Consider the following 14275-nt stretch of genomic DNA (forward strand, 5'->3'; position numbering starts at 1 on the left):
TAGTCCTTGACCTGCACCGATTTGCTCACCACCTGGTGCGCGGCGCTCAGCTTCCACACCGATTCGCCGGCGCTGTCGTTCATGCCGGACAGCGCGCGCAGCGGCAGGCTGACGTCAAACTGGTAAAACTGCTGGTCGTCGGCGAAGACCACGATTTCCTGTTGCAGGCGGCCGTCGGCCTCAAAGCGATACCAGATGCCCACTTCCGACAGCAGGCGCTCGATAAACGCCAGGTCCGACTCCTGCCACTGCATCACCTGCTCGCGGCGCGGGTAGCGGTTGCGCAGGCGGAAGTCGAACTGCCAGCCTTCAAACTGGTGGGTGTCGCGCAGCACCTGCTCGACGATTTCCGGCACCGACTGGTTCTGGAAAATCGCCGGGCGGCTGGCATTGCCGAGCAGCACCAGCCGTGGCTCCAGCGTGGCCTGGTAGCGGGTTTCGTCCACCGACGAGGAGAGGCGCTGAAACCGGGTCAGCACGCCGTGCACCGCGCGCGGTTCCGCCGCCGGCAGCGAGAAACCGGCCAGTTCGGTGCCCGGCAGGTTAAAGCTGAAGGTGGCGTTTTTCAGCAGCATCTGCTGCGGGCCGATATCGCTGTCGCGGCTGGTAAAGGTGATAACGTAGCGATAGCCGCGGCTGAGAAATTCTTCGCCGCTGAATGACTCAACGTCCAGCGCCGCCGCGCCGCCTTCCACCGTCAGCGAGTAGCGGTTCAGCGCACCGCTGAGCTTCTGGCTGACTTTTGCTGCTAAATCCGCGAGTGCCATAGTTATGCCTCCTGTTCAGTGGCAGCAAAACTGAGGGTGATGCCCTCTTCGTCGTGGTAACCCAGCGCCAGCTGCGTCGGTTTGTCCTGCTGCGCCAGTCGCTGTAACAGCGCCTGCGACAGTACCGGCAGGATCTGCTGATTCAGCAGGCTGTCGATATTGCGCGCGCCGCTGTCCGGCAGCAGGCAGGCGCTGACCAGCGTGTCGTACAGGCTCTCTTCGATACTGCATTGCAGGCCGTAATGACGTTGCAGACGGCGCGCCACCTGGTCGAGTTTGATCGCCACAATCCGGCGCAGCGCTGCTGCCCCCAGCGGGCGGTAGATAATGGTCTGGAAGCGCGCCAGCAGTGCCGGCTGGAAGTGATCGCGCAGGATCGGCCGCAACAGCTCATTCAGCGTGCGGGTCGGTGCTTCCGGCTGCTGATCCAGCAGCGCCATCAGCTCGTCGCTGCCCAGGTTGGAGGTCATCAGAATCACGGTATTACGGAAGTCAATTTCACGCCCTTCGCCATCGCGCATCACGCCGCGATCGAAGACCTGATAAAACAGGTTCAGCACATCGCGATGGGCTTTTTCCACTTCATCCAGCAGTACCACGCTGTACGGGCGTTTCCGCACCGCTTCGGTCAGAATGCCGCCCTGACCGTAGCCAACGTAGCCCGGCGGTGAGCCTTTCAGCTGGGAAACGGTGTGCGCTTCCTGATATTCCGACAGATTGATGGTGATCAGCGCCTGGTCGCCGCCAAACAGCGTGTCGGCCAGCGCCAGCGCCGATTCGGTTTTCCCGACGCCGCTCGGGCCAACCAGCAGAAATACCCCCAGCGGGCCATTTTCTGCCGTCAGGCCGGTTTTCGAGGCGCGCAGGCGCTGGGCGATGGCGGTTAATCCGGCATCCTGGCCAATCACCCGCTGTGCCAGCTGCTGTTCGAGTTGCAGCAGGTTAGTCTGTTCATCTTTCATCAGGCTACCAGGCGGTACGCCGGTCCAGTCGGCAATCACCGCCGCTACGGTACGCGCATCGACGTCCAGCGACAGCAATGGCGTATTGCCCTGCAATGTCGCCAGTGCCTGTTGCAGTTCCGCCAGTGGCGCGGAATGATCCTGCTGCTGACGCGCGTCGAGAATCTGCTGCGCCAGCGCTTTTTCCTGCTGATACTGCTGTTCGGTCTGTTCGCTTTGCTGTTGCAGCGCAGCGCGGCGCTCGGCAATCACTGTCAGCCGTGAATCGTCGCCGTCCGGCTGAAGCGCCAGATCCTGTTCGATCGCCTGTTGTTCCATCTCCAGCGCCGCCAGTTCGGCGCGCAGCTGCACCAGCTGTTCCGGCTGGGTGTCGAGGCTCATACGCACGCGGGCGCTGGCGGTATCGAGCAGATCGACCGCTTTATCCGGTAACTGACGCGCGGTTAGGTAACGGCGCGACAGGGTAACCGCCGCCTGCACCGCCGCATCCTGAATATGCACGCCGTGGTGTTGCGCATAGCGAGATTTCAGGCCGCGCAGCATCAGGCTGGCGCGCTGATCGTCCGGCTCGTCGACTTTGACCATCTGGAAGCGACGCTCCAGCGCGGCATCCCGCTCGAAATATTGTTTATATTCAGACCAGGTGGTGGCGGCAATGGTGCGCAATTCCCCCCGCGCCAGCGCCGGTTTTAGCAGGTTGGCGGCATCGGCACCGCCCGCCTGGTTACCGGCACCGATAATGGTGTGGGCTTCGTCAATAAACAGCAGCACCGGGTTTGGCGATTGCTGCACGGCGTCAATAATGCTTTTAAGTCGTTGTTCGAATTCGCCTTTGACGCCAGCCCCCGCCTGGAGAATGCCGAGGTCGAGAGTGCGCACCGAGACCATTTTCAGGCTGTCCGGCACGTTACCTTCGGCAATGCGCAGCGCCAGTCCTTCCACCAGCGCGGTTTTACCGACGCCAGGTTCACCGACCAGGATCGGATTGTTTTTACGGCGACGCGACAGAATATCGATCATCTGGCGGATCTCATTATCACGCCCTAACACCGGATCGATCTTGCCCTGCTTCGCCTGTTCGGTCAGATCCTGGGTAAATTTGTTCAGCACATTTTGCAGTGCTTCAGAAAGGGTAGGATTGCCCTCAACTGGGGGGGTATCGGTTATCTCGCTCACTGCTGCGCGCTCAGCCAGCTGCACTTCCGGGCGCTCTTCCGACTGCTCATCCAGCAGCGGGCGCAGGCGTTGCAACTGTGTCGGCGTCAGGCTTAACAGCGGCCAGGCTTGCTGTGCGCTCAGCCATGCCGGTTGGTTGATCAGCGCCTGCATCAGATGTACCGAGCGGATCGACGCGGCGTTGTCTTCCAGCGAAGCAATCAGCCACGCCGATTGCAGCAGCCCCAGCAGCGCTGTTGACAGCTGTGGACGCTGCGCCACGCTACGCGGCAGCGTATCAAGATGGCCGACCAGCGCCTGCCACAGGGTATCGAGATCCCACTCGTAGCGGCGGGCAATCGTGATCATATCGCCTTCACCACTTTCCAGCAGTTTCAACAGCCAGTGCTCCACGGTAATTTCCCGATGGGCGCGGGTCTGGCATAACGCGGCGGCGGCATCCAGCGCGCGGGCACAAAAGGGGTTGAGTCGGCGCAATAAAGCAGGTGAGGAGATATCCATAATTTTCCCGTCGAGGTACGAAATACATGCAGACGTCAGGGGTCAAGCCATAGCTACCGCACGGCCGAAGATCGTCCGTTGGGGTGAAGCGCCAGCTTGTAACCTGTTTCAGGTGATAACGCGCAAGGCGTTAAGCGGCGAAGGGTGTCGCCGTTTGGTTGTAGCGGCGGCGTTCTCGCCGCCCGTGCCGCCAGGTTGCACTCTGCATACCTTCAGAACGGGAGCCGAAAACGGCTCCCCTGCATCAGGCGAATTACGCCTGTGCGCGCTCATTCCAGGAATCGGAATGAATGATGTTGCCGTCTTTGTAGGTCCAGATGATTTTTTCGTAGCGCAGCTCAACCACTTCCAGGTGGTTATGCTTCTCTTTGGCGGGGTCTTTGATGTCGTGCATCAGCGGAGCCACTTTCACCACCTTCACGTTTTCCAGTTTGGTGTTGAAGTACTCTTTTTCCTGGCCGGCATCATCGATTTTGTACCACTTGAACTCAGCGGATTTCAGGGTCTGGCCTGAAGTCACCGCTTTGTACAGATACGGGGTTGAAGAATCGACTTCTTTAGTAAACACTAACGGCGCGTGCACGCGGGTTCCGGTCAGCTTGCCAGTGTTGTTATCCGTTGGGATGTACAACGCATGGTCCAGTGCCACGACTTCAACGCTGCCTTCACGGTTTTGTACAGTTACGGAACCTTTGATATCAGCGCCGCCGTCGTCCTTAAGCCAAAGGTATGCTGGAATAGCCATGTAATACTCCTGTTATTTACTGGGTAATATCGCCTGCTGGCGATGAGAGCGATCAGTTTGTATGCCGTGCAGCTGGCTGGCAGGCCGCTGAATTCGGTACCAGACTGATCTCAACCCTGCGGTTAGCTGCCCGCCCCGCAGTGGTTGAATTGGTGGCGACCGGCCGCGTTGCACCATATCCCTGAATCGCAAAGCAGGTTTCGGGGATATCGCTGGTAGCAATCATCCAGTCGCGTACGGCAGCCGCACGTTCCAGCGACAGTTGCTGGTTAGCGTGAGCATTGCCGGTCACATCGGTATGGCCGGTGATTAGTACCATCCAGCCAGGTTTTGCTTTTATATCGATCAGCGCATCGACCATCAGTTTGGTGGAACCGGCTTTTAGCTGCGCTTTCCCCACTTCAAACAGCGACATACTGTCGAGTCGCACCAGCTTCGCTGCCGGTGTTTCTGCTGGCGGAGCCGGTGGCACATAACGGCGAATCGCCGCCATCAGCGGAGGATAAATTCGTTCGCCGGGATACAGTCCCAGCCCTAAGCGCAACGGCGTACCGTTACGGTGATATTTTTCCAGCAACTGCGCATCGGTTTTCAGCTGGTTCAGCGCCTCAACTTTCGGCTGTTCACTCGTCATCGGGATCGCCTGATAGCGCTCGATATCGCTGTGGATTTCCCACATCAGCTGGCGGTTATTCATCGATGAACTGGCCATGGCCACTACGCTGAATAACATCAGCATGACGATGCCGTATCCGGCAGCGCGCAGCTGTGGGGAGTAACCGCTGCGGGTGGGCAGCAGCGGCAGCAGGCAGTCTGGCAGCTGAACGCCGGCATCCTGCTGACTCCGTTGTTCACCAGCCAGCAAGGTGGTTTTGGCCGTCAGCCACTGCTGCCAGAGGTTATCTGCCCGCGGCGTCGGCGTCGGCAACCAGCGCACGCTGGTTGCCAGCAGATGCAGTGGCGCACCCGGCTGTTCACCGGTGTGGAATTCATTAATAACCTGCTGTTGCAGCCAGTCACCGAAGCTGGTCAGCTCAATCGCGGTGGCCAGTTGCTGCTCCTGCTGGCGGCAGTTACCACTGCGCAGCCACTCGCTTAGGGTGCTGGCGCGCTGAGCGTTATCCCAGACGCGCGTCTGTTTATCGTCGGCCTGTAGCGTAAACCACGGGCCTGGCTCGCCGTGCAGATAACAGGCCAGTAATGCCGGAACCGCGCAATCGCTAAGCCGGGCACAGCGCTGCGCCTGAAAACGAAATTCGCGCAGCTGCGCTGCCAGTACCGGCCGATCGTCATGGTGCTCTGGCAGCAGCACAAACAGTACGCTGAGCTGGGTGGTCCATTCAGGACGCAGCGCCAGCAGCATTTCGGCATAGTGCGCCAGCTGATCAATACGCGGAATCAGGATGTAGCAACCCTGCGGCGTTTCGCGTACCACTTCGCCGTCAAACAGCGTTTCGGCCTGCTCGCCGACCGTCAGCACAATCGACTGACGATAGCCGGCAGCCGGCAGCGCCGCCGTCAGGTTTTCACCCAGCGGCGCATGGCGTAATGCACTTGCCGCATGGCCGATACGCCACCAGCCGATACCGGCAACCAGCGCAATCAGCAGCGCGCTGACGGCTTTCAGCGGATTACCCAGCGGGAAAAACAGCACGCAGAGCATCAGCACCAGCAGACAGCCAGCGATCCATAGCGCGCGTTTCAATGCCTTACTCAACTGCGGCTCCTTAGCCCTGGTTATCCTGAAGCCAGACATTCAGCAGATGCTGAAGCTGGTGATGCAGGCCAAACCAGACTGCGGCGACGATCACCACCGCCGCTCCTGCCCAGAACCATAATGAATGCCCTTGCCACAGCCCAGGGCGGCGATTGCCGACGCGTTGCAGAATCGGCGCATCGGGTTGCAGGCTGAACGGCGGCACCAGGGCGGTAATCTCCGCCAGCAGCGCCTGACGCTCCTGCTGCGGCTGATTACGGTAACGTCCCTGGAATCCCAGCATCAGTACGCGATGAAAACAGGTCAGCACATGACGGTCAGGCGAGGGTTGCTGCACCACCTGACGGATGCGCTGATACAGCATCTCGCCCCCTTGCAGGGTGTTAAAAAAGCGCGCCTGCAATGGCGTGCGCATCCAGAACTCATAACCGTTATCGATGTCAGGGCGGTTCAGTACCGTTTCATCCAGCAAGACACACTGTGCATAAGCGATATGTTCACTGTTTTCGGCAGAAAACCCCGCCTCGGCCAGCCGCTGACGCGTCTGTTCAACCAGCTCGACGCCGCGCTGATACAGCGCCTCGCCCTGTTCCGAGACCGCGCCGTTACGCAGTGACACCACCAGCAGCCAGCTATCACGCATTAGTTCGTCGATGGAAAAATCGCTTTTCATGATCGCAGTACCGCATAGAGTTCTAACTTCACGCCGGACAGAATGCCTGGCACATAGATGGCGCAGCTGCCCGCCTCCAGCATCGCTTTCGCTGACGGATGACTGAGATCAAGCGCGAAGTACTGGTTTTCCAGCCGCAGCGGAATAGCTGCCGGGACATGGCTGAGGGGAATTAACGGAATGCCGTTCAGCGCCACATTAATGATGTTGCTGACTTCATCTGGCGTGCCGACTTTGCACAATTGCGGGAACTGTTTTTGCAGCTGATGCGCCGGTAAATCGGAGCGCACCGACAGGTAGAAGTCGGCATCTTCGCGCAGGCGGCTGTCGTTAAGCTGCGCGCGCCACTGGTTCTCACGCACGTTTTCCAGCTCGATGGCGATCACCCGCGACGGCAGGCTGGCTTCCAGCAGCGTGCTGATCAGGTTGAACAGCGGCGGAAACACCTCGTTCAGTTGCTGATGGTCGTAACGCGGAATCGCGTCCATATCGTGTTCCAGCGAAAAGGTCAGCAGCGCACCCGCCAGCTTCACCAGTTCGCGGTAGATGATTTCCGGATGCAGCATCGGCGCGGCTTCGAAATCCATCAGCACCGGCTCGTAGGTGTTCAGCGCATTCAGCAGCCAGAACAGCGAGACATCGGCCACCGCGAAATCGGCCATGCGCTGATTGCTCTCCCGACGCATGCCCATCAGACGGGTGCGCTTTGTACGCAGCTGGGCCACGCGCAGGCTGAGCTGATCGACCAGCAGCGGATTCGCGCCAAACGTCAGCAGCGGCGGAATATATTGCCCGTCCGGCAGCCAGCCGCCCTGCCCGTCACGTTGCAGGCGCAGCAGCGGACAGGTAAGGTATTCGTCGTTGTTATCACAGTCGAAACGCAGCGACAGCGCATAGCGCTCGACGGCAATCGACTCCTGCTCGCTGCCGAACAGATCCTGCACCGCCACCCACTCCTGCTGATAACGCAGCGGACGGTCGCCTGCCGCGCTGTCCAGCTGACAGTTACCGCCGTTGGCGTGCTCCAGCGGCAGTGCCAGCAGCACCGTGACGCTGCGCAGATCCGCCGGGATAACCCGTTCCAGATCGAGCGCGGCCGGCAGGTTGTCAGCATGATCGCTGTCAATCAGCGTGCCGTCCTGCATCCGCACCGCAATATGCCGGGCTTTCAGTCGGTTCAGGCGCAATGCATCTTCATCAAAGCGGGCGTTAACCACGCCCCACGGATGATTCAGCCCAAGCTGAGCGATACATTGGTTGGTTAACGCTTCCCAGCGTGCCTGTTGCTGGAATTGTTGTGGTGCCAGAAAGGCACCTTCAATCCACAGCGGGCGTGAAACCTTCATCATAACTCCCGGGAGACTTACGCTTTCGCCTTCGGCATTTGCGATACCAGTGACAGGTTGACGTCCAGCCCTTCAACCTGGAAATGCGGTACGGCATACAGTTTGACGCGGAAGAACCCAGGGTTATCTTCGATATCTTCAACGGTGACGCGCGCTTCACGCAGCGGATGCGACGCCTGCAAATCATCAGATGGGTCGGTCATCTCGGTCACCAGGGTGTTAATCCAGTTGTTGAGTTCCAGCTCCAGCAGGCGACGATCTTTCGTGGTACCGATGTTTTCGCGTTGCAGCATCTTCAGGTAGTGCGCAATGCGTGACAGCAGGAAGATATACGGCAGACGCGCATTAATCCGGCTGTTGGCGGTGGCCTCTTCAGTGTCGTACAACGCCGGTTTCTGCGCCGAGTTAGCCGAGAAGAAGCAGGCGTAATCGCGGTTTTTGTAGTAGGAGAGCGGAATAAAGCCGAGATTGGCGAACTCAAATTCGCGCGTTTCCGGGATCATCACTTCCGACGGGATTTTCACCTGGTTGCCGGTGCCGAGATCGTACATATGGATCGGCAGATCGGTTACCGCACCACCGGCCTGCGGGCCGCGAATCTGTACGCACCAGCCGTTGTTCACAAAGCTTTTCACCATATTGGCGGCAAAGGCAAACGAGGCGTTGCTCCACAGATAGCTGTCGTGGTCCGGGCCTTTCACTTCTTCAACATAGTTAAAGCTGCGCACCGGTACGGTGTCCGGGCCATACGGCAGACGACCCAGCACACGCGGCAGCGTCAGGCCGATATAGCGCGAGTCATCGCTTTCGCGGAAGGCTTTCCACTTAATGTATTCCGCCCGGTCAAAGTAGCTGGCGATATCTTTGATACCGGCCACTTCTTCCATATTCTCTTTGCCAAAGAAGGCCGGGCCGACGGAGGCGACAAACGGCATATGTGCCGAAGCGGAGACGTTGGAGATATTACGCAGCAGCGCGATATCCTGCGGGCTGCGGTCAAATTCGTAGTTGGCAATGGTAGAGCCAATCGGCTCGCCACCCGGCGTATCGTACTCCTGGGTGTAGGTGTGGTGATAAAAACCACTCTGCACGATTTCCGGTGAATCTTCGAAATCCTGGCGCAGATCGTCTTTGGATACATCCAGCACTTCAATTTTGACGTTCTGACGGAAGTCGGTGCGGTCAACGAGGAACTTCAGGCCGCGCCACGCGGATTCCACTTTCTGAAATTCCGGATGATGCATGACGGCATCCAGCTGGCGGCTAATCTGCTGGTCCAGCTGGTTGATATGGTTATCCAGCAGCGTTTTATCGAGACGTTCGACTTTCTGCGACGACTGCTTCAGCAGATTAAGAAAAACGCTGACCGCGGCGGTGGCGCGCTCATCAGCGGTGGTATCGGCCAGCGCTTCGTTATCCTGAAATGCCTCGATGCCGTTCAGCTGGCTGACCGGGCTGAGATTGATTTTTTCAAACAGTGACTGATAAACGCCACCATCCAGCGTCTGCTCAGTGGTCACGCTGGCAGCGTGTTGGGTTTCTTGCTTAGACATGCACAGCTCCTTGCAGGTTATGAGGGGCGATTACGCTTCGTTCGGTGCCAGCGCAGCCAGTTCAGCGCGCAGCTCATCGCTTAGCGCCTCATCCTTCAGGATGTTTTCCAGTTCACGACGGAAAGTGGCGTTATCCAGCAGGTTGGATTTCAGGTCACGTAACAGATTGCGCATCGACAGCAGTGCACGCAGCTGTGGGATCTGACGGGCAACCTGTTCCGGTTCGAAGTCCTTCATATCTTTAAAATCAAGGCTGACCGACTCTTCCGTGCCATCACCCGCGAGGGTGTTTTCCACCGTCAGATTCACTTTCGGGTTGTATTCCGCCAGCACCTGATTGAAGTTGTTTTTATTAATGGAGATCTTTTCCCGCTCAGACAGCGCGCGATCGTCCTGACCGTTGCTGTAATCCCCCATCACCAAAAGTTTGAGCGGCAGCTCGACTTTCTTCTGCGTGCCACCGGTGTGCAGGTCCAGTTTGATATTGACGCGTGCTGCGGGTACTTCATCCTGAAAGCTGTTAGCCATGTGAATACCTGTTTTTGACCGACGGACTTTCCTGACGGAAATAGGTCGCCATTAATTTAGTGAAAGAAGAATTATCCTCTCCGCACCTGCGCGGAGTTGCATCAGCTTTTTTGACTGAATCAGGTGTGGACGGGATATTTGACCGGGGAACTTTACGCGGACGAATGGATCGTGTCACAGGTCAGACAAGACAGGCCTGTTACCAAATGTAACAAGAAACGGGGTGAGGGATTAACTGATACTTTAACGAAAAGCGCACTAATTATGTGAGGTTACAACTGTACTTTAGTCTAAGTGAAGTCTGGCAGTTCCGTTACATTATGTAACATCAGAAAAATCTGCGAAAAATAACCAGGAAAATCATACAACAACAACATTCGTCATTTGATAATAACCCTAAATAATTATTACTTTACTTTAGGAGACGAGTATCTCACAGGGAATATCATAAGGAAAAGTTGTGTATTTATGGGAGGTTATTGTCGCTGACACCTGACTATCCTGCACTTTTAGCTATTTACCATACCTATCAAAAATAGAAAAATGGAAGGTTTAAGCAATTAAATCATCTTCAGATTAACTCAATGACATGCAAAACATTAGTAACATTAATTATTCAAAAATAATAGCGTTGGATAGCGTTTTTTCAGTCAAAAATAGTAAAAATAGGGCTTTAATTTTTATTTTATCTGAGCAGACAAAGATGCCGATTGCGGCTGAGGTGGGTTGAGGAACAATGACCGGCGTTTCCGGAAGGCTCCAGGGGAGCCGTTTTCGGCTCCCGTCGTGAAGTCATCCAGCGTACTAACCCTCGGTAGGGGCGGCGAGAACGCCGCCCCTACGGGAAACTACCGGCCCTGAGGCCGGTTCAGGCTTTCAATAAGAATGCACGTAACGCTGCAAAGTCAGCTTTCATAGAGTGTGAAAGCAGATCCAGCCCGGCACGTTCAGCCAGTTCTGGCGGCAGAGGCAGCTGTTTGTCCAGAATCTCTTCAACACTCTCTTTAAACTTCGCCGGGTGCGCAGTGCCGAGGAACAAGCCAAACTCGCCTTCCTGTAGCTGATCGCGCAACAGACGATAGGCAATCGCCGCGTGAGGCTCCGACACATAGCCAATGCCGTCCAGCTCACGCATGGTGGCTTTGGTGGTCTCATCACTCACGGCACCGGTGGCCAGATCCTGTAAACGCCAGATTTTACGACGGAACAGCTCTTCAACCCGCGGCCAGTTGTTAGGCTGACTGACATCCATCGCATTGGACAGCGTCGCGACCGTGGCGTTTGGCTGCCACTCACCGCTGCTCAGAAAGCGCGGTACGGTATCGTTGGCATTGGTCGCGGCGATAAAGCGCTTCACCGGCAGACCCAGGGATTTCGCCAGCAGGCCAGCGGTCAGATCGCCAAAGTTACCGCTTGGCACCGAAATCACCAGCTGATTACGCTGCTCTTGCGTCAGTTGCGCGGCCGCTTCGAAGTAGTAGCAAATCTGCGCCAGCAGACGGCTGATATTGATCGAGTTGGCAGAGTTAAGGCCAATCGCGCGTTTCAGCTCTTCATCATCGAAAGCCTGCTTCACCAGCGACTGGCAGGCATCGAAATCACCGTCAATGGCGATGGTTTCGATATTGCCGCCCAGCGTACAGAACAGTTTCTCCTGCAACGGGCTGATTTTGCCCTGCGGATACAGGATCACCACGCGCACATTGTCCATGCCGTAAAACGCATGGGCTACTGCCGCACCGGTGTCACCGGACGTCGCCGTCAGAATAGTAATCTGCTCATCGGCACCGCTGATATAAGAGAGCATCTGCGCCATAAAGCGGCCGCCGAAGTCTTTAAACGCCAGCGTCGGGCCGTGAAACAGCTCCAGCGCCGAAATATCATCGCTGACTTTGACCACCGGCGCGGGGAAGGCAAACGCCTGCTTTACGCGCTCTTGCAGCTGGTGTGGCTCAATTTCATCGCCGATAAATGCCGCGAGAATTTTGCTGCTGCGGGTCACGAAATCCAGCTTCAGCATCTCATCGATATCAGTCAGTTCAAACTCAGGCAGCTCCAGTGGGAAAAACAGACCTTGCTGTTTGCCCAACCCCTGCTTTACCGCCTGGGCAAAGCTGACCTGCTCGTTGTGATCCTTAAGGTTATACAGTTTCATGCGTTATCCCAGTTTACGTGCGCCTGCCGTGTCTAAACGGCAAATATGTACGAAGCCTTCATCATTCTGCAAATAGTGCTGGCTGAGCCAGTCAGCCATGCGCTGTGCGGTGTCGGTATTGTCACAGACGGCAAACAGCGTCGGGCCGGAGCCGGAAATACCGCAGGCCAGCGCGCCAATATCCTGCGCCGCCTGACGTGCTTCAGCAAAGCCCGGCAGCAGCTTAGTGCGATACGGTTCGGCAATCACATCCTTCATCAGTTTCGCCGCCAGCTGCGGTTGCTGGGTGTGGCAGGCATGAATAAAGCCCGCCAGATAGCGACCATGCTTAATGCAGTCCTCTTTGCGATACTGCGCCGGTAAAATCGCCCGCGCCTCGGCGGTAGACACTTTGATACCCGGATAAGCCATTACCCACAGCCAGTTATCAAAGCCTGGCACGTCCTGACTGATAATGCCGTTCTCTTCCAGCATCAGTTGCAGCCCGCCAAGGAAGCAAGGCGCGACGTTATCGTAATGTACGCTGCCGGAAATCCGCCCTTCCAGCTCGCCCATCAGCGCCAGCAGTTCGGTATCATTCAGCGGCTTGCCGCAGTGCTCGTTCATCGCCATCAGACCTGCCACTACCGAACAGGCGCTGGAACCCAGCCCGGAACCGATTGGCATGTTTTTTTCCAGCTTCATCGCCACCGGCACTTGCTTACCGATGGCCTCACAGAAGCGTGCCCAGCACTGATAAACAATGTTCTCTTGCGGATTAGTCGGCAGCTTACTGACGAAGCGACCTTCATTAACCAGACTGAAGCTGTCAGCCGCCTCAACGGTGACGCAGTCGCCGAGCAACGAACCATCAACGGGCGAGACCGCCGCGCCCAGCACATCAAATCCGACGCTGACATTGCCAATCGAGGCCGGTGCATAAATTTTTACCATCATTAAACTCCCAACTTCCACGACAGCGTGCGTAACAGATCGGCAAATACACCCGCAGCCGTCACATCATTACCGGCACCGTAACCACGCAGTACCAGCGGGATCGGCTGGTAATAGCGACTGTAGAACGCCAGGGCATTTTCACCATTTTTAACTTTATACAGCGGGTCGTTGCCGTCAACCGCGTCGATTTTCACTTTACAGACGCCGCCCTCTTCAATCGCACCGACAAAGCGCAGCACCTTACCCTCATCACGCGCCGCTGCCACACGCGCGGCAAAGGCTTCATCCAGCTCTGGCAGACGCTGCATAAAACTCTCGACGTCGGCAATCTGGTTCAGGCTGTCCGGCAATACCGCTTCTATTTCGATATCACTCAGTTCCAGCTGGTAGCCTGCTTCACGGGCGAGGATCAGCAGCTTACGCGCCACATCCATCCCGGAGAGATCGTCACGCGGATCCGGCTCGGTAAAGCCCAGCTCACGCGCCAGTTTAGTGGCTTCGGACAACGAGACACCTTCATCCAGCTTACCAAAGATAAACGACAGCGAGCCCGACAGGATGCCGGAGAAACGAATCAGCTCGTCACCGGCGTTCAGCAGGTTTTGCAGGTTCTCGATCACCGGCAGTCCGGCTCCGACGTTGGTGTCGTAGAGGAACTTACGGCGCGATTTCGCCGCCGCTGCACGCATTTGCTGGTAGTAATTCCATGATGAGGTGTTGGCCTTTTTATTCGGCGTCACCACGTGGAAGCCATCGGCAAGGAAGTCGGCATACTGATCGGCCACCGCCTGGCTGGAAGTACAGTCAACAATCACCGGGTTAAGCAGATGGTACTCTTTGGCCAGCCGCGACAGGCGCTCAAGGCTGAACGGTTCTTTCGCTGCCGCCAGCGCCTCTTTCCAGTTCTCTAATGCCACGCCGTGAACATTGGTCAGCAGCGCTTTTGAATTGGCGATACCGCAGACGCGCAGATCGATATGTTTCTTCTTCAGCCACGCCTGCTGGCGATACAGCTGATCGATCAGTGCGCCACCGACGCCACCGACGCCGACCACAAACACTTCAATCACCTGATCGGTGGCGAACAGCATCTGGTGCACCACCCGCACGCCGGTGGTGGCGTCTTCGTTGCTGACCACGACCGAAATCGAGCGCTCGGAAGAGCCCTGAGCAATTGCCACAATATTGATATTGGCACGCGCCAGCGCCGAGAAGA

Annotated in this window: 11 protein-coding genes; all 11 read right to left on the reverse strand. The window is 57.1% G+C overall.

Going from position 1 to position 14275, the window contains the following annotated elements; all coding sequences use genetic code 11:
* A partial coding sequence (locus NG42_RS21195) for a type VI secretion system Vgr family protein (protein WP_052902941.1) occupies positions 1–767 on the reverse strand: 767 nt, incomplete at its 3' end.
* Positions 768–769: 2 nt separating this feature from the next.
* On the reverse strand, positions 770–3406 hold the full coding sequence (gene tssH, locus NG42_RS21200) for a type VI secretion system ATPase TssH (protein WP_052902944.1): 2637 nt from the start codon (positions 3404–3406) through the stop codon (positions 770–772).
* Between the two features lie 253 nt (positions 3407–3659).
* Positions 3660–4151 carry an Hcp family type VI secretion system effector gene (locus NG42_RS21205; RefSeq protein WP_052902947.1) on the reverse strand — a complete coding sequence of 164 codons (492 nt, stop codon included), beginning with the start codon at positions 4149–4151 and terminating at the stop codon, positions 3660–3662.
* 52 nt (positions 4152–4203) lie between these two features.
* On the reverse strand, positions 4204–5868 hold the full coding sequence (locus NG42_RS21210) for an OmpA family protein (protein ID WP_052902949.1): 1665 nt from the start codon (positions 5866–5868) through the stop codon (positions 4204–4206).
* A 10-nt stretch (positions 5869–5878) separates the two neighbouring features.
* On the reverse strand, positions 5879–6541 hold the full coding sequence (tssL, locus tag NG42_RS21215) for a type VI secretion system protein TssL, short form (RefSeq protein ID WP_052902951.1): 663 nt from the start codon (positions 6539–6541) through the stop codon (positions 5879–5881).
* Positions 6538–7887: a type VI secretion system baseplate subunit TssK gene (gene tssK / locus NG42_RS21220; protein WP_052902953.1), complete on the reverse strand. Its 1350-nt coding sequence runs from the start codon at positions 7885–7887 to the stop codon at positions 6538–6540. Before tssK ends, tssL begins: the two co-directional genes overlap by 4 nt.
* Positions 7888–7904: 17 nt before the next feature.
* Positions 7905–9446 carry a type VI secretion system contractile sheath large subunit gene (gene tssC, locus NG42_RS21225; RefSeq protein WP_052902955.1) on the reverse strand — a complete coding sequence of 514 codons (1542 nt, stop codon included), beginning with the start codon at positions 9444–9446 and terminating at the stop codon, positions 7905–7907.
* A 24-nt stretch (positions 9447–9470) separates the two neighbouring features.
* Positions 9471–9968, reverse strand: a complete 498-nt coding sequence (tssB, locus tag NG42_RS21230) for a type VI secretion system contractile sheath small subunit (protein WP_052902957.1) — start codon at positions 9966–9968, stop codon at positions 9471–9473.
* Between the two features lie 868 nt (positions 9969–10836).
* Complete coding sequence (gene thrC, locus NG42_RS21235) at positions 10837–12123, reverse strand: threonine synthase (protein WP_052902959.1); 1287 nt, start codon at positions 12121–12123, stop codon at positions 10837–10839.
* 3 nt (positions 12124–12126) lie between these two features.
* A complete protein-coding gene (gene thrB, locus NG42_RS21240; protein WP_052902963.1) occupies positions 12127–13056 on the reverse strand; it encodes a homoserine kinase in 930 nt (309 codons plus the stop codon).
* 2 nt (positions 13057–13058) lie between these two features.
* The coding region (locus NG42_RS21245) for an ACT domain-containing protein (RefSeq protein ID WP_052902961.1) at positions 13059–14275 on the reverse strand (1217 nt) is incomplete at its 5' end.

It is taken from the genome of Winslowiella iniecta (assembly GCF_001267535.1).
Lineage (GTDB): Bacteria > Pseudomonadota > Gammaproteobacteria > Enterobacterales > Enterobacteriaceae > Erwinia > Erwinia iniecta.